The organism is Streptomyces triticisoli (genome assembly GCF_003270085.1).
Classification (GTDB): Bacteria; Actinomycetota; Actinomycetes; order Streptomycetales; family Streptomycetaceae; genus Streptomyces; species Streptomyces triticisoli.
In genome coordinates this window covers 1-16,105 of sequence record NZ_QFDQ01000195.1, presented here as the reverse complement: position 1 = coordinate 16,105, position 16,105 = coordinate 1, and the positions used below count along the sequence as shown (strand labels likewise).

The 16,105-nt window shown below is 71.4% G+C and carries 14 protein-coding genes; 8 read left to right on the top strand and 6 right to left on the bottom strand.

The window, feature by feature from the left end; genetic code table 11:
* Positions 1 to 89: 89 nt before the first annotated feature.
* The gene (locus DEP02_RS25205) at positions 90 to 512 is read right to left on the bottom strand and encodes a secondary thiamine-phosphate synthase enzyme YjbQ (protein WP_112469983.1); all 423 of its coding nucleotides are present in this window, start codon (positions 510 to 512) and stop codon (positions 90 to 92) included.
* Between the two features lie 69 nt (positions 513 to 581).
* Between DEP02_RS25205 and DEP02_RS25200 the strand changes: the two genes are divergently transcribed.
* Positions 582 to 1,664, top strand: a complete 1,083-nt coding sequence (locus DEP02_RS25200) for an NAD(P)-binding domain-containing protein (RefSeq protein WP_112469982.1) — start codon at positions 582 to 584, stop codon at positions 1,662 to 1,664.
* 21 nt (positions 1,665 to 1,685) lie between these two features.
* Here DEP02_RS25200 and mltG read toward each other — a convergent pair whose 3' ends face one another.
* A complete protein-coding gene (gene mltG / locus DEP02_RS25195) occupies positions 1,686 to 2,543 on the bottom strand; it encodes an endolytic transglycosylase MltG (protein ID WP_112469981.1) in 858 nt (285 codons plus the stop codon).
* Positions 2,544 to 2,651: 108 nt separating this feature from the next.
* Positions 2,652 to 4,454: an ABC transporter ATP-binding protein gene (locus DEP02_RS25190; protein ID WP_112469980.1), complete on the bottom strand. Its 1,803-nt coding sequence runs from the start codon at positions 4,452 to 4,454 to the stop codon at positions 2,652 to 2,654.
* A gap of 115 nt (positions 4,455 to 4,569) precedes the next feature.
* Between DEP02_RS25190 and DEP02_RS25185 the strand changes: the two genes are divergently transcribed.
* Positions 4,570 to 5,022: a MarR family winged helix-turn-helix transcriptional regulator gene (locus DEP02_RS25185; protein ID WP_112469979.1), complete on the top strand. Its 453-nt coding sequence runs from the start codon at positions 4,570 to 4,572 to the stop codon at positions 5,020 to 5,022.
* A 116-nt stretch (positions 5,023 to 5,138) separates the two neighbouring features.
* Here DEP02_RS25185 and DEP02_RS25180 read toward each other — a convergent pair whose 3' ends face one another.
* The gene (locus tag DEP02_RS25180) at positions 5,139 to 5,861 is read right to left on the bottom strand and encodes a L,D-transpeptidase family protein (RefSeq protein ID WP_232839267.1); all 723 of its coding nucleotides are present in this window, start codon (positions 5,859 to 5,861) and stop codon (positions 5,139 to 5,141) included.
* A 260-nt stretch (positions 5,862 to 6,121) separates the two neighbouring features.
* Here DEP02_RS25180 and DEP02_RS25175 point away from each other — a divergent pair, with 260 nt between their 5' ends.
* The 4 genes from DEP02_RS25175 (at position 6,122) to DEP02_RS25160 (ending at position 11,238) form a co-directional block, all read left to right on the top strand.
* Positions 6,122 to 7,972 (top strand): ABC transporter transmembrane domain-containing protein, encoded by a 1,851-nt coding sequence (locus DEP02_RS25175; RefSeq protein ID WP_112469977.1) that lies wholly within the window; start codon positions 6,122 to 6,124, stop codon positions 7,970 to 7,972.
* On the top strand, positions 7,969 to 9,750 hold the full coding sequence (locus tag DEP02_RS25170) for an ABC transporter ATP-binding protein (RefSeq protein ID WP_112469976.1): 1,782 nt from the start codon (positions 7,969 to 7,971) through the stop codon (positions 9,748 to 9,750). Before DEP02_RS25175 ends, DEP02_RS25170 begins: the two co-directional genes overlap by 4 nt.
* 675 nt (positions 9,751 to 10,425) lie before the next feature.
* Positions 10,426 to 10,899, top strand: a complete 474-nt coding sequence (locus DEP02_RS25165; RefSeq protein WP_112469975.1) for a DUF5709 domain-containing protein — start codon at positions 10,426 to 10,428, stop codon at positions 10,897 to 10,899.
* Between the two features lie 66 nt (positions 10,900 to 10,965).
* On the top strand, positions 10,966 to 11,238 hold the full coding sequence (locus DEP02_RS25160) for a type B 50S ribosomal protein L31 (RefSeq protein ID WP_073947313.1): 273 nt from the start codon (positions 10,966 to 10,968) through the stop codon (positions 11,236 to 11,238).
* Between the two features lie 38 nt (positions 11,239 to 11,276).
* Here the strand turns inward: DEP02_RS25160 and DEP02_RS25155 are convergent, their stop codons facing one another.
* Positions 11,277 to 12,071, bottom strand: coding sequence for a metal-dependent hydrolase (locus tag DEP02_RS25155; RefSeq protein WP_112469974.1), 795 nt, complete (start codon positions 12,069 to 12,071; stop codon positions 11,277 to 11,279).
* Between the two features lie 145 nt (positions 12,072 to 12,216).
* On the opposite strand from DEP02_RS25155, the gene DEP02_RS25150 reads away from it, so the two are divergent.
* Together DEP02_RS25150 and DEP02_RS25145 are read left to right on the top strand one after the other, a co-directional pair.
* Positions 12,217 to 14,730, top strand: coding sequence for a DEAD/DEAH box helicase (locus tag DEP02_RS25150; protein ID WP_198668579.1), 2,514 nt, complete (start codon positions 12,217 to 12,219; stop codon positions 14,728 to 14,730).
* 37 nt (positions 14,731 to 14,767) lie between these two features.
* Positions 14,768 to 15,637: an acyl-CoA thioesterase gene (locus DEP02_RS25145; RefSeq protein ID WP_112469984.1), complete on the top strand. Its 870-nt coding sequence runs from the start codon at positions 14,768 to 14,770 to the stop codon at positions 15,635 to 15,637.
* Positions 15,638 to 15,825: 188 nt separating this feature from the next.
* Here DEP02_RS25145 and DEP02_RS33665 read toward each other — a convergent pair whose 3' ends face one another.
* On the bottom strand, positions 15,826 to 15,963 hold the full coding sequence (locus DEP02_RS33665) for a hypothetical protein (protein WP_157977536.1): 138 nt from the start codon (positions 15,961 to 15,963) through the stop codon (positions 15,826 to 15,828).
* Between the last annotated feature and the right edge of the window lie 142 nt (positions 15,964 to 16,105).

Sequence of the window (16,105 nt, the reverse complement as noted above, 5' to 3'; positions counted from 1 at the left end):
CCACCCGGCACGGCCGGCACAGCCGTGGTACGTACCCCCATCCTCCGACGGCCCGGGCCACGGCACGAGGGCCGTCGGTCCCGACCTGCTCAGGCCAGGAAGCTCAGTCGGACCTGACGGTTGGGGTTGTCCTTGTTGGTGTCGACCAGGCACACCGACTGCCAGGTGCCCAGCTCCAGGCGGCCGCCGAGGACCGGGATGGTCGCGTGGGGCGGTACGAGGGCGGGCAGGACGTGGTCGCGGCCGTGGCCGGGGCTGCCGTGGCGGTGCTGCCAGCGCTCGTCGGCGGGCAACAGGGTGTGCAGGGCGGCGAGGAGGTCGTCGTCGCTGCCGGAGCCGGTTTCGATGATCGCGACGCCCGCGGTCGCGTGCGGCACGAACAGGTTCAGCAGGCCGTCGCGGCCGCCCGCGGTCTCCTTGAGGAAGGTCTCGCAGTCGCGAGTGAGGTCGACGACCGTCTCCCGGGAGCCGGAGGCCACGTTCAGGACTCGGGTGGTGAAGGCTTGTGACATGCCTCCCATCCTCGTCGATCCCCGGGGGAGACCGGGAAGATCCGCGCCCGCGGCACGGTTGATACAGACATGAACAGGACACGCGAAGTCGACGTGGTCGTCGTGGGCGCCGGCCAGGCGGGGCTGTCCGCCGCCCATCATCTGCGGCGCACCGGGTTCGAACCGGACCGCGACTTCGTCGTGCTCGACCGCTCCCCCGGTCCGGGCGGAGCCTGGCAGTTCCGGTGGCCGACGCTGACGTACGGCAAGGTGCACGGGATGCACGCGCTGCCGGGGATGGAACTGACCGGCGCCGATCCCGCGCGGCCCTCGTCGGAGGTCATCTCCGGGTACTTCGCCGAGTACGAACGTGCCTTCGATCTGCGGGTGCGGCGGCCGGTGGACGTGCGAGAGGTCACGGACGGGCCCGGTGGGCGGCTGCTCGCCGAGACCTCCGACGGCACGTGGGCGACGCGGGCGCTGATCAACGCGACGGGTACCTGGGAGCGGCCGTTCTGGCCGCGGTACCCGGGGCAGGAGACCTTCCGCGGGCGGCAGTTGCACACCGCGCAGTACGCCGGTCCCGAGGAGTTCGCCGGGCAGCGGGTGGTCGTGGTGGGCGGCGGCGCCTCCGGCACCCAGCACCTGTTGGAGATCGCCCCGTACGCGGCCGCCACCACCTGGGTGACCAGGCGTCCGCCGGTCTTCCGCGAGGGGCCGTTCGACGAGAGCGCGGGCCGTGCCGCGGTCGCGCTCGTCGAGGAGCGGGTGCGGCAGGGGCTGCCGCCCAGGAGTGTCGTCTCGGTGACGGGCCTGCCGATGAACGACGCCATCCGGCAGGGGCTGAAGGACGGGGTCCTGGACCGGCAGCCGATGTTCGAACGGATCACGCCGGACGGTGTGCGGTGGGCGGACGGTCGGCACGTGGCGGCCGACGTCATCCTGTGGGCGACCGGGTTCAGGGCCGCGCTCGACCATCTGGCGCCGCTCGGGCTGCGCGAGCCGGGCGGCGGCATCCGTGTCGACGGCACGCGGGCGGTCGCCGATCCCCGGGTCCATCTGGTCGGCTACGGCCCGTCGGCGAGCACCGTGGGCGCCAACCGGGCCGGGCGCGCGGCCGTCAGGGACATCAGGCGCCTGCTGGCCGAGGAGGAGCCGGCCGTCGCGGCGTGAGGCGCCGCGACCCGGCACGGCTCACTTCGTCGGCTGCGGGCTGCGGCTCTCCTGGATGGCGTTGAACTCCGCGAGGTTGCGCTGGTGTTCGGCGTAGTCGGCGGTGAAGCGGGTGTCGCCCGGCTTGACCGTGACGAAGTACAGCCAGTCGCCCGGCGCGGGGTTGATCACGGCGCGCAGGGCGTCCTCGCCCGGGTTGTCGATGGGCGTCGGCGGCAGCCCCATGCGCTGGTAGGAGTTGTACGGGCTGTCCACCTGGATGTCGTTCGCGCTCGTGCGGGCCGCGGTGCGGTTGAGGGCGTAGTTGAGGATGGAGTCCATCTGCAGCGGCATACCGCGCTCCAGCCGGTTGAAGACGACTCGCGCCACCTTCGCCATGTCGGCCTTAGTGGCGGCCTCGGCCTGGACGATGCTGGCGATGGTGACCGCCTGGTACATGTTCATGGAGTTGCGCTGCGCCCCGGCGGCGATCGGGGCCCCGTTGAACTTCTTGTCCGCGGCGTCGACCATGGCGGACAGCAGGGACTGCGGAGTGGCTTTCTCGTCGACGGGATACGTCGCCGGGAAGAGGTAGCCCTCCGGGTTGCCCTCGGCGGCGGCCGGGAGCTTGAGGTCGGCCTTGGCGAGCGACTGCTTCGTGGTGCCGGCGGGCAGGGCGAGGACCTTGTCGATGGCGGCGTAGACCTGGCCGGCCCGCCAGCCCTCGGGGATCACCAGGGTGCGGGGACGTGCCGGTCCGCCGCTGTGGCCGTCGCTGTCCAGGGTCAGCAGCGGCACCGCCACGGCGGTGCCGGCCAGGACGGCCCCGGACACGATGAGGGCCAGCCGGCCCCGGCGTGTCAGTCGGATCGTGCTCCGTGACGGAGTGTTCGTCTGCATGCGGGCACGGTAACTCGCATACCGCCACAAACCTGGCATATCTTCAGCCTGTCGGTCCGGCCTGCCCGGACGGCTCGCCGGCCGGGCTCGTGGGCTCAGCCCGTCGACTCAGCTCGTCGGCTCCAGTCGCGCGTCCCGGCGGACCAGCGCGGCGTAGCGTCCGTCGAGGTCCAGCAGCTCCTGGTGAGTGCCCCGTTCGGCCACCCGCCCGCGGTCGAGGACCACGATCTGGTCGGCGCTTCGGACGGTGGACAGCCGGTGCGCGATGGTCAGGGTCGTCCGGTTGGCGGACAGGGCGTCGATGGCCTCCTGCACGGCGGCCTCCGTGCGGGTGTCCAGGGCGCTGGTCGCCTCGTCGAGGATGAGCACCGGCGGGTCCCGCAGGATGGTGCGGGCGATGGCCAGGCGCTGCTTCTCACCGCCGGAGAAGCGGTGGCCGCGCTCGCCGACGACCGTGTCGTAACCGTCGGGCAGGGCCGCGATGTGGTCGTGGATCTGCGCCGCCTCCGCCGCCGCCCGCAGCTCCTCGTCGGCGGCGTCCGGTTTGGCGAAGCGCAGGTTGTCGGCGACCGAGGCGTGGAAGAGGTACGTCTCCTGGGAGACGACGCCGACGGCACGGGCGAGGGTGTCGAAGTCGAGGTCGCGCACATCGATCCCGTCGAGGGTGACGCGGCCGCCCGTCACGTCGTAGAGCCGGGGCACCAGGTAGCCGACGGTGGACTTGCCGGCGCCGGTCGGGCCGACGATCGCGAGGCTGGAGCCCGCGGGGACGGTGACGTCGATGCCGTCGAGGACCGGGCCGCTGTTGTCGTCGTAGTGGAAGGCGACGTTCTCGAAGCGGACCTCGCCCTTGACCCGGTCGAGGCGGACCGGCCGCTCGCGTTCGGTGATGTCGACGGGCAGGTCCAGGTACTCGAAGATGCGCTGGAAGAGCGCGAGCGAGGTCTGGACCTGCACGCCGGTGGACAGCAGACCGACGGTCGGCCGGAACAGGCCCTGCTGGAGCGAGACGAAGGCGACGAGTGTGCCGATGGAGACCTTCGGTCCGCCGAGCTGGAGGGCGATGCCCGCGGTCCAGTAGATGACGGCCGGCATGGCGGCCATGACGATGGTGATGACGGCCATGCGCCAGCGGCCGGCCATGTTCGCCCTCACCTCGAGGCCGACCAGACGTTCGGACTCCTCGGCGAAGGACGCGGTCAGCGAGTCGGAGCGGCCCATCGTGCGGCCGAGCAGGATGCCGCTGACGGACAACGACTCGGTGACCGTGGCGGCCATCGCGGCCATCTGCTTCTGGCGCTGGGTGGTGATCTTCTTGCGCTCGTTGCCGACGCGGCGACTGATCCACACGAACACCGGGAGCAGGAGCAGGGAGACGATCGTCAGCCGCCAGTCCAGGGCGACCATCGCGACGATCGTGGCGATCACACTGGTGAGGTTGGACACCAGGGAGGTGGCGGTGGAGGTGACGGTGGCCTGCATGCCGCCGATGTCGTTGGCGATGCGGGACTGCACCTCGCCGGTGCGGGTGCGGGTGAAGAAGGCGAGGGACATGCGCTGCAGCCGTCCGTAGACGGCGGTGCGCAGGTCGTGCATGACCCGCTGGCCCACGGTCGTGGAGATCAGCGTCTGCAGCACACCGAAGACGCTCGTGAGAACGGCGCTGAGGATCATGCCGAGCGCGAGCAGGCTCAGCAGTCCGGTGCGGCCCCGCGGGATCGCGACGTCCAGGATTTCCTTCAGCAGGAAAGGCGTGGCGACGGAGACCAGCGAGGAGGCACCGACCAGCAGGCCGACGATCGCGAGGCGGCCCCGGTAGGGACGGAAGAGCCTCAGGATTCGGCGGACCTGCCGGGGTTGGTCCTTCGCGTCGGCAGGCGGGGTCCAGGCGGGTTGACGGTCGGGGTGCATGGGCTCCTACGGGGTGGGCGGGCGCCGGCCGACGGGCGCGGCCTGCGATGACTCATGGATCCTAGCTCATTGTTACCTATACTCACAATGAACAAGGTCCTGATATGGTGCCCACATGAGCTTCCCCGATCCCGACGGCCTCCTCGCCGAGCAACTGCTGCGGCTCACCCGCCGGGTGCACCGCATCCAGAAGCGCCACCTGGAACAGCACGCCCTGGGCATCACGCCGGCCCAGTCCCGGCTGCTGCGCACCCTGGCGCACTTCGGCGAGCCGCCCCGCATGGCGGATCTCGCCGAGTCCCTGGAGGTCGTGCCTCGCGCGGTGACCACGCTCGTGGACGGGCTGGAGGCGAGCGGCAAGGTGCGCCGGGCCCCCGACCCGGCCAACCGCCGGGTCATCCGGATCGAGCTCACCGACGAAGGGCACGGGGCGCTGCACGAGTTGCGCGGGGCGCGCCGGGCCGCCGCGAAGGAGATCCTGGCGCCCCTGACGGACGAACAGCGCGAGACGCTCGGCGAACTGCTGGACACACTGGTGGGCACGGTACCCATACGGAGGCGCTGCTGAAGCGTACGCGGTCGGGACACGAACTCCGCCGAGAAAGCGGCGAGTTGGCAGCCGGAGTGACAAGAGCGCGCCACCGCGGCCCTCCCGCCGGCCGTACGGCCGACTCGGTACGGCCACTACAGCAGCAAGTTGGCCTTGTCGCCCATCACGATGACGGGCTTGTCCTTCGGGTCGAGTGTGCGCAGCAGGTACTCCATCGCGGACTCCGGGACGCTGATGCAGCCCAACGTGCCGTCACCGTGGTCCAGGTGGAGCCATATCCCGCCACCCTTGGACTGCCCCAGGGGGCGGGTCGGGTTGTCCGGGCGTGTGCCGCGCAGGCGGTTGTAGTCGATGGCGATGACGTAGTCGAAGTCGTACCAGTGCGCCTCGTCCCAGTAGTAGGGGGAGATGAAGGCGTCCTTGTCCTGGGTGTAGGGGAACCGGGTGCCCGGGTCCTCGAGGAAGCCGCCGGCGTCGGAGAGCGTGAACACCCCGACGGGGCTGCGTTCGTCCCCTTCCCGATGGTTCGTGGTCCAGCCCCGTTTGCCGTTGTGCGACGGCCACCTGCCCGACTGCTGCCATATGGTGCCGCGTTTCTGGTACAGCACCAGTGTCGAGTCCGGGGAGTCCTTGTGGTCGCCGTAGACCACCACAACCTGCTGCGTACCGAGGGGAATCCGCTGCCACAGCCGTTCTCCGACACCCGGTATCCGGGACGGGACCGCCGAAGGGCTGGGCCGGGCGGTCCCCGACGGGCCGCCGGGTCTGGGGACCTCGCGGTGGTGGACCTCCGCCTGGATCCCGCCGCACGCGGCCACTGCCGCCAGAAGGAAACCGCAGGTCGCCGCAGCGACCATCGCATGTTTTGTGCCGCCACTCTGCATGTCCCCATCGTCACCACGACACGCCGGGCGATCTACCCGAATTGACCCAAATAGCCTTATTTCCGCCTCATTGGAGCCCATTGAGGCATTCGACTCCTCGTGTGCAGGCCCGCGCTCCACGGCGCGTGGAGGGAAAACCACTTGCTTTCGACTACTTGGCGACGCGACCCTGTCACGGCCTGTCCGTCGGCCGGCGGCAACCGCTCCGCCCTGACACGAGCCACTGGAACCTCATGCAGATTCAAGACCTCCCGTATCCCGACCCGGGTGTGCCGGACGCACGCTCGGGTCCCCGACTCCTGTGGTGGCTGGGACGTAACCAACTGGGCGGGCAGTGGAGAGCGCTGGCCTGGGGACTGCTGCACTTCGCCTCGGTCGCCGCTCTGCCGTTCTGCGTCGGCCTCGCCGTCCAGGCGGTCGTCGACCGCTCGGGCTCCCGACTCGCTCTGACCGGCGGGCTGCTGGCGCTGGCCTGCGCCGGCAACGCGCTCGGCGACACCTTCCTGCATCGCGCCGCGGTCACCAACTGGATCACCGCGGCCGCCCGTGTCCAGCAACTGCTCGCCCGCAAGGCCGCCGAGCTGGGCTCCGCGCTGACCCGGCGGGTGGCCGCGGGCGAGGTGGTCGCCGTCTCCACCGGAGACGTCGAGAAGATCGGCTGGTTCGTGGAGGCCGTGTCCCGGTTCACCGCGGCCGCGGTCACCGTGGTGCTGGTCTGTGCCGCTCTGCTCGTCTACCAGCCGGCGCTCGGCGTGGTCGTCGCCGTGGGCCTGCCCGCGCTGGCACTCGCGGTGCTGCCGTTGCTTCCACGCGCGACCCGGCGCGCCGACGTGCAGCGCGAGAAGGCGGGCCGCGCCACCGAACTGGCCACGGACACCGTCGCCGGACTGCGGGTGCTGCGCGGCATCGGCGGCGAGGAGCTGTTCCTCGGCCGCTACCGCCGCGCCTCCCAGGAAGTACGGCACGCTGCCGTCCGCAGCGCCCGCATGTGGTCACTGATCTCCGCGATCCAGGTACTGCTTCCGGGCCTGCTGCTGATCGCGGTCGTCTGGTACGGCGTCCATCTGGCCCGCACCGGCCGGATCACCGTGGGCGAACTCGTCACCGTCTACAGCTCCGTCATGGTCCTCACCTATCCCCTGCGGCACTTCGAGGAGATCGCCATGGCGTACTCCTTCTCCCGCCCGTCGGCCGAGCGGGCCGCCCGGGTGCTCTCCCTGGAACGGACCACCGACGGAACCGGAACACGGACGGCCGACGCACCGTCGGGCGACCTGTGCGATCCGGCGACCGGGCTGTGCGCGCCCGCCGGACGCCTGACCGCCGTGGTCTGCGGCGACCCGGACGCGGCGGGCCGACTGGCCGAACGGCTCGGCGGCCATCCCACCGAGCCGGGTACGTCGGTGCTCCTGGGCAACGTACCGCTCGACGAACTGCCGCTCGACTCGGCCCGCACGGCCGTCCTGGTCCAGGACAAGGACCCGGTGCTGCTCTCCGGTTCGCTGCGCGAACTGCTCGACGTGCCCGCCTCGGGGAACGTCTCCGCCGAGGATGCGCTCGCCGCCGCCCAGTGCGACGACGTCCTGGAGGCTCTCGCTCAGACGTCGCCGGCCGCCGGGGATCCCATGGACGTCCGTGTCACCGAGCGCGGCCGGTCCCTCTCCGGCGGCCAGCGCCAGCGTCTTGCTCTGGCCCGGTCCCTGATCGCCGACCCGGAGGTGCTGGTCCTGGACGAGCCGACCTCCGCCGTCGACTCGCACACCGAGGCGCGGATCGCGCAGGGCCTGCGGAACCTGCGTACCGGGCGCACCACGGTGGTCTTCACCTCCTCTCCGCTGCTGCTGGACCGTGCCGACCGGGTGGTGCTGGTCCACGGGGGCACGGTCGCCGCGGTCGGTGCGCACCGCGACCTGGTGCACACCGAACCCCGGTACCGCGCGGTGGTGACCCGGGAGACCGACGAGGAGCGCGCCGTGCACGACATGCCCCAGGCCGACGGCGGGCCGAGGACCGCACCGGCCGATCCGCCGGCCGACGAGACGGTCCTGCGGGGCGCCATGGAAGAGATGGAGGAGACCGCATGATCGGCGTGGCGCCCCCGGCGTACGACCCGGCGGCCCCGACGACCGCCAGTACCCTGCCCGTCGGCTCCGCCGCGACCGTCCGCGCCTACGTGGCCGAGCTGCTGCACCGGCACCGCGGCGCCTTCCTGCTGCTCGTCACCGTCAACACGGTGGCCGTGCTGGCCTCCATGGCCGGACCCTGGCTGCTGGGCGGCCTGGTCGAGCGGGTGTCGCACGGCACCCGGGAGCTGCATCTGCCCCTGACCGCGGGGCTGTTCGTGCTGGCGCTGCTCGTCCAGGCCGTGTTCGTACGGGAAGTGCGGCTGCGCGGAGCGATGCTGGGCGAGCGGATGCTGGCCGACCTGCGCGAGGACTTCCTCGTCCGGTCGGTCGGACTGCCGCCGGGCGTACTGGAGCGTGCGGGCACCGGCGACCTGCTCTCCCGCATCACCACCGACATCGACCGGCTCGCCAACGCGATGCGCGAGGCCGTGCCGCAGCTGGCGATCGGGGTGGTGTGGGCGGCACTGCTGCTCGGCGGTCTGGTCCTCACCGCGCCGCCGCTCGCCGCTGCTGTGCTGCTGGCCCTGCCGCTGCTGGTGATCGGCTGCCGCTGGTACTTCCGGCGGGCGCCGTCCGCCTACCGCTCGGAGGCCGCGGGCTACGCCGCTGTGGCCGCCGCGCTCACCGAGACCGTCGACGCCGGGCGCACCGTGGAGACGCACCGCCTGGGTGAGCGCCGCGTCGCTCTGTCGGAACTCCGGATCAGGCAGTGGACGGCGTGGGAGCGCTACACGCTCTGGCTGCGGTCGGTGCTCTTCCCCGTCGTCAACATCACCCACGTGACCGTGCTCGCCTCCGTGCTGATGGTCGGCGGGGTGTTCGTCCTGCGGGGCTGGATCGGGGTCGGACAGCTGACCACGGGCGCGCTCATCGCGCAGATGCTCGTGGACCCGGTGGGGCTGATCCTGCGCTGGTACGACGAGTTGCAGGTGGCGCAGGTGTCGCTGGCCCGACTCGTCGGCGTCCGCGACATCGAACCGGACGCCGGGAACTCCTCGCTGGCCCCCGCCGGCCGGGACGTGCACGCGGACCGGGTGCACTTCGGCTACCGGGAGGGCGTCGACGTGCTGCACGAGATGTCCTTGAAGGTCGCCCCGGGCACCCGGCTGGCCCTGGTCGGCCCCTCGGGCGCCGGCAAGTCCACGCTGGGCCGGCTGCTCGCCGGGATCTACGCGCCGCGGGAGGGCCGGGTCGCCCTCGGCGGCGCCGAACTCTCCCGGATGCCCGCCGAACGCGTCCGCTCCCACGTCGCCCTGGTCAACCAGGAGCACCACGTCTTCGTGGGCTCCCTGCGCGACAACCTGCTCCTCGCCCGCGCCGACGCCGTCGATGCCGAGCTGTGGGCGGCGCTCGGCGCGGTCGACGCCGACGGCTGGGCGCGTGCCCTGGAGGACGGCCTGGACACCGAGGTCGGCTCGGGCGGTCTCGCCCTCACCCCGGCCCAGGCCCAGCAGATCGCCCTGGCCCGGCTGGTCCTGGCCGACCCGCACACGCTGGTCCTGGACGAGGCGACCTCGCTCCTCGACCCGCGGGCGGCCCGGCACCTGGAGCGGTCCCTGGCCCGCGTCCTGGACGGCCGCACGGTCGTCGCCATCGCCCACCGGCTCCACACGGCCCACGACGCGGATGTCATCGCCGTGGTCGAGAACGGCCGCATCAGCGAGATGGGCACCCACGACGACCTGGTCGCCGCGGACGGCGCGTACGCGGCGCTGTGGCGGTCCTGGCACGGGTGAGCGGGCGACGGCGGCACGTCGGAGAGTCCTGCGGGCCGGGCTCCGGTCCCGCCGGCTGCCCGGCCGGGGCACGGGCCGGCACCTGCGACGGCCGGTCCCGGCGCCCGAGCCGCCGCCGGTGACGGGCCCGGTGACCGCGGCGGTCCACAGGACCGGGGGGCAGGGCCGGCGTACGCAGTGGCAGCACTCCGCACCCCGGCCGCCGGCGGCCGCGCCGGCAGTGACCGGCATGGTGACCGCGGCGGTCCACAGCCCCGCCGGCACGGAAAGCGACCGGCTGGCCGGTCGACCGCCCGGCCCGGGCACGGGCCGGCACCCGGAGCCGCGGGAGTCCGCTCCTCCGCCGCCACCGGCCGCGCCGGCAGTGATCGGGGCGCTCCAGGGGCCCGCGGGTGCCGACCCGCGCCCGGAGCGACAGCGCTCCGTGCCCCGGCCGCCGCCGTGCACGCATGCGGTCCTCAGGGACGGGGGTACGGGCCACGGCCTGTAGGCCGGGAGCTGGTGTCGTGCCGTTGCGCGGGGACGAACAGGGGTGGAAGGCTGGAAAGCGGCAACGGCTCGGGGAGCGCCCGGGAACCGTCCGGTTCGAGTCGGGTGACAGCTGTGCCCCGCGCACCGGCGGCCGCCCGCCGGCCGCGGTGAGAACGGGCCCGGTCCCACCCCCTGGAGGTACCCGTGGACAGCGCCGACGGCTGGGGAGACGACGTCTACCAGCCCGATGACGACTCCGAGATCAAAGAAGACACGGGAGTGCTCGACTCGGAGGACACGCTGGAGTACGACGGTGTCGACGACCCCCTGGACCGTGGCTGGTCCCCTCCGGAGCGGCCGTGGGCGGTGGAGCACACCGGCGTGACCGCGGCCGAGCGCCGACAGGGCGAGACCCTGGAGCAGCGTCTCGCCGAAGAGCTCCCCGACCCGCCCGCCCCGGACGGCGACGGCATGGGCGACTGCGCGGACACCGACGGGGAACTCCTGGACAACGAGGTCGGTGCCGACCGCTCCGGCCGTCTCGTCGCCCCCGACGAGGGAACGCACGAGGACGAGGAGAGCGCGTTGATCGCCACCGACGTGGGCATCGACGGCGCGGCCGCCTCCGCCGAGGAGGCCGCGATGCACGTCGTCGACGAGGACACCCTGTACAGCTGACCCGGCCGCCGGTGCGCCGTCGCCCTCTCCCCGGCCGCCCTCTCCCCCGCCGTACGAGGAGTTCCCATGCAGCAGGACAAGCATCCCGACTACCACCCCGTCGTCTTCCGCGACCGCTCCGCCGGCTACGCCTTTCTCACCCGGTCCACCGCCACCAGCGAGCAGACCATCGAGTGGGACGACGGCGAGACCTACCCGGTCGTGGACGTGGAGATCTCCTCGGAGAGCCACCCGTTCTACACCGGCAAGGCCCGCACGGTGGACTCCGAGGGCCGCGTCGCCCGGTTCGAGCGGCGCTACGGCGGCGGACAGGGCACGGGCGGCGACGGAGCCGCGTGAGGCCGAGCGGCCCCTCGGACGAAGTACCGAGCGGTCCCTCAGATGAAGCCCAGCGCGGCCGCGCAGCCCACCCCGCCGAGCAGCATGAACGCCGGCATCAGCACCTTGAGCTCGACCCAGCTGCCCGCCCGGAACCGCATCGCCTTCGGCGGGCCGACGGGGTACCAGCGCCTGCGGCCCACCGGTATGGGCCACAGGATCGGGCAGCCGGAGACGGTCAGCGCGTCCCCGATGTTGTGCACCAGCGCGCCCAGCACGATCGGCAGGCCCAGCCACAGGTACTCCTGGCCCGCGGCGGTGAACAGCCAGTTCGAGCCGTTGCCCGGCTGGTCGAGGATGTCCGCGAGGAGCCATGCGCTGGTCGCGGCCAGCAGCCACACCAGGATGTCGCTGCTGGAGCCGCGGGCCGCCCGCCACAGCAGGCCCTCGATGGCCAGCACCATGTGCACGAAGAGAATCGCCAGCACCGCCCAGCGGCCACCGGTGATCGCCAGGGCGGAGGTGCCCGTCCCGATCAGCACCGCCCACACCCAGGTGTGTGTCAACGTCCGGTGCCCGCCGGAGCGGCGCGGGTCGCCCTTCATGCGCGTCGCCTTGTAGACGGCGTGGGACAGCTTCTCGACGATCTCGCACAGCCGGTACGAGATCGGTCCGAAGGCGCGCGAGATGGTCGCGGCCTTGTGGTCCAGATCCGGGGCGAGGGCGGCCCCGGCGCAGACCAGCGCACCGACCAGCAGGACCGGCCAGGGCATGGGGCGTCCGGCCGCGGCGGCGGCGGCTCCCACGCCCAGCCAGGCCGCGGCGCCCGACAGTGAGTGTGCTGGTCCCATCATGGCCGTTCCCCGCCCCATTCCTCTTGTGCCGCTGTCCAGTTGTCCCGGCGCGCCAATGTTCCGTCGGCGACACAGCGTAGCGGTCGTGATCTTCGGATCGGCAGCCGATTCCCCCCTCGGCCGGAGGGCCAGGCAAGATGGGTGGGTGACCCTCATCGATCAGCTCCCGCCGACCGCCGACCCCGACGCCCTGTACGAAGCCTTCGAATCCTGGGCCCAGGATCGCGGTCTCACGCTCTACCCCCACCAGGAGGAGGCGTTGATCGAGGTGGTCTCCGGGGCGAACGTGATCGTCTCCACGCCCACCGGTTCCGGCAAGAGCATGATCGCGGCCGGTGCACACTTCGCCGCGCTGGCCCGGGACGAGGTCACCTTCTACACGGCGCCGATCAAAGCGCTGGTGTCGGAGAAGTTCTTCGAACTGTGCAAGCTGTTCGGCACCGAGAACGTCGGCATGCTCACCGGTGACGCCTCCGTGAACGCCGACGCGCCCGTCATCTGCTGCACCGCCGAGGTGCTGGCCTCGATCGCGTTGCGCGACGGCAAGGACGCCGACGTCGGCCAGGTCGTCATGGACGAGTTCCACTTCTACGCGGAGCCCGACCGCGGCTGGGCCTGGCAGATCCCGCTGCTGGAGCTGGAGCAGGCGCAGTTCGTGCTGATGTCGGCCACGCTCGGCGACGTCTCCTTCTTCGAGAAGGACCTCACCCGCCGCACCGGCCGCCCCACCGCGGTGGTCCGCTCGGCCACCCGCCCGGTGCCGCTGTCCTACGAGTACCGGCGCACGCCGCTCACCGAGACGCTCACCGACCTCCTCCAGACCCGCCAGGCCCCTGTGTACATCGTGCACTTCACCCAGGCCCAGGCCGTGGAGCGGGCGCAGGCGCTGATGAGCATCAACATGTGCTCGCGCGAGGAGAAGCAACAGATCGCCGAGCTGATCGGCAACTTCCGCTTCACCACCGGGTTCGGCCGCAACCTCTCCCGCTACGTCCGGCACGGCATCGGCGTACACCACGCCGGCATGCTGCCCAAGTACCGGCGGCTGGTGGAGAAGCTGGCGCAGGCCGGTCTGCTGAAGGTGATCTGCGGCACGGACACGCTCGGTGTGGGCGTCAACGTACCGATCCGTACCGTGCTGTTCACGGCGCTGACCAAGTACGACGGCAGCCGCGTGCGCACGCTGCGCGCCCGTGAGTTCCACCAGATCGCCGGCCGGGCCGGCCGGGCCGGCTTCGACACGGAGGGCTTCGTCGTCGCGCAGGCCCCCGAGCACGTCATCGAGAACGAGAAGGCACTCGCCAAGGCGGGCGACGACCCCAAGAAGCGCCGGAAGGTCGTCCGCAAGAAGGCACCGGAGGGGTTCGTCGGCTGGACGGACAACACCTTCGACAAGCTCATCGCTTCCGAGCCGGAGCCGCTGACCTCCCGCTTCCGTGTGACGCACACGATGCTGCTGTCGGTGATCGCCCGTCCCGGCAACGCCTTCGAGGCGATGCGGCGCCTGCTGGAGGACAACCACGAGCCGCGCAAGCAGCAGCTGCGGCACATCCGGCGGGCCATCGCCATCTACCGCTCGCTGCTGGACGGCGGCATCGTCGAGAAGCTCGACCGGCCGGACGCCGAGGGCCGTATCGTGCGCCTCACGGTCGACCTTCAGCAGGACTTCGCGCTCAACCAGCCGCTGTCCACCTTCGCGCTGGCCGCGTTCGAGCTGCTGGACCCCGAGTCGCCGTCCTACGCGCTGGACATGGTCTCCGTGGTGGAGTCCACGCTGGACGACCCGCGGCAGATCCTCGTCGCTCAGCAGAACAAGGCGCGGGGCGAGGCCGTGGCCGCGATGAAGGCGGACGGTGTCGAGTACGAGGAGCGCATGGAGCGCCTCCAGGACATCACCTACCCCAAGCCCCTGGAAGAGCTGCTCTTCCACGCCTACAACACCTACCGCAAGAGCCACCCCTGGGTCGGCGACCACCCGCTGTCGCCGAAGTCCGTGATCCGCGACATGTACGAACGGGCGCTGTCGTTCACGGAGTTGGTCTCCTTCTACGAGCTCGCCCGCACCGAGGGCATCGTGCTGCGCTACCTGGCCAGTGCGTACAAGGCGCTGGAGCACACGGTCCCGGACGACCTGAAGTCCGAGGACCTGCAGGATCTGATCGCCTGGCTGGGCGAGATGGTGCGTCAGGTCGACTCCAGCCTGCTGGACGAGTGGGAGCAGCTGGCCAACCCGGAGGAGATGACCGCCGAGGAGGCCCAGGAGAAGGCCGACCAGGTCAAGCCGGTCACCTCCAACGCCCGCGCCTTCCGCGTCCTGGTCCGCAACGCCATGTTCCGTCGTGTCGAGCTCGCCGCCCTGGACCAGGTCGAGGAGCTGGGCGAGATGGACGCCGAGGCCGGCTGGGACGCCGAGGCGTGGGGCGAGGCGATGGACAAGTACTGGGAGGAGTACGAGGACCTGGGCACCGGTCCCGACGCCCGTGGCCCGAAGCTGCTGCTGATCGAGGAGGAGCCGCAGAACGGTCTGTGGCGAGTGCGGCAGATCTTCGACGATCCAGGCGGCGATCACGACTGGGGCATCAGCGCGGAGATCGACCTGGCCGCTTCCGACGCCGAGAGCCGCGCGGTCGTCCGCGTGACCGACGTCGGTCAGCTGTGAGCACAGGAGAACCCCACAGGTGACGGACATGGCGGACATGACGAACCCGGCCGGAAGACTCGTCGACCTGCTCGACCTGGAGCAGATCGAGGTCAACATCTTCCGTGGCCGCAGCCTGCAGGAGTCCCTGCAGCGGGTCTTCGGCGGGCAGGTGGCCGGGCAGGCGCTGGTCGCCGCCGGACGCACCACGGACGGCGAGCGCCCGGTGCACTCGTTGCACGCGTACTTCCTGCGCCCCGGCCGGCCCGGGGTGCCGATCGTGTACCAGGTGGAGCGAGTGCGCGACGGGCGGTCCTTCACCACCCGCCGGGTCACCGCCGTACAGCAAGGCCGCACGATCTTCAATCTGACCGCCTCCTTCCACAAGCCTGAACAGGGGAGTTTCGAGCACCAGCTGCCGCCGGCCCGCGAGGTTCCGGACCCGGAGTCCCTGCCGACGGTCGCGGAGGAGATCCGGGAACATCTGGGGGCCCTTCCCGAGCAGTTGGAGCGCATGGCGCGCCGCCAGCCGTTCGACATCCGGTATGCGGACCGGTTGCGCTGGAGTCCCGAGGACGTCAAAGGTGCCGAGCCGCGCAGCGCCGTGTGGATGCGCGCGGTCGGGCCGCTCGGCGACGACCCGCTCGTGCACACCTGCGCGCTGACCTACGCCAGCGACATGACCCTGCTCGACGCGGTGCGCATCCCGGTCGAGCCGCTGTGGGGGCCGCGGGGATTCGACATGGCCTCGCTGGACCACGCCATGTGGTTCCACCGGCCGTTCCGTGCGGACGAGTGGTTCCTGTACGACCAGGAGTCGCCGATCGCGACAGGCGGCCGGGGCCTTGCCCGGGGCCGCATCTACAACCCCGAAGGGCAACTGATCGTGTCCGTGGTGCAGGAGGGGCTGTTCCGCAAGGTGGACTGACCTGCGGTTTCACCGATCATCGGTCGGCCCGCGCCGCGTCGTCCGACGCTCCGCGGGCCGGCCGTTACGACGTTCTCGCCGAGAACGAAGCAGGGGCCGTGGCCCGAGGTGCACCCCACCGCGTCTCATCGCGTTTCGTTGCACCCCACAGCGATTGTGCCCATAGTGTGCCGGCGAAGACGCATGGTCTAGTCCACTTCGCCCGATGCCCCGCCCTCCCGATCGTCACTGAGGGCGTCGATGATGCGCTGCACCATCTGCTCCCGCTGGCCGTGGATGCACTTGTAGTACGTGTCCATCAGGATCGCCACGCTGTGGCCTGCCATCTCGGCCACCTCAGCGGCGGGGACACCAGAGTTCAGACAGGGGGGTCTGTAAAGTTTTTGGCTCTGTCCCGTAATCGGTGGTGACGAAGGGTGACGGCCGTCGTTGTTCTGGTGTGCGTGATGTCAACGAGCTTGTGAGTGT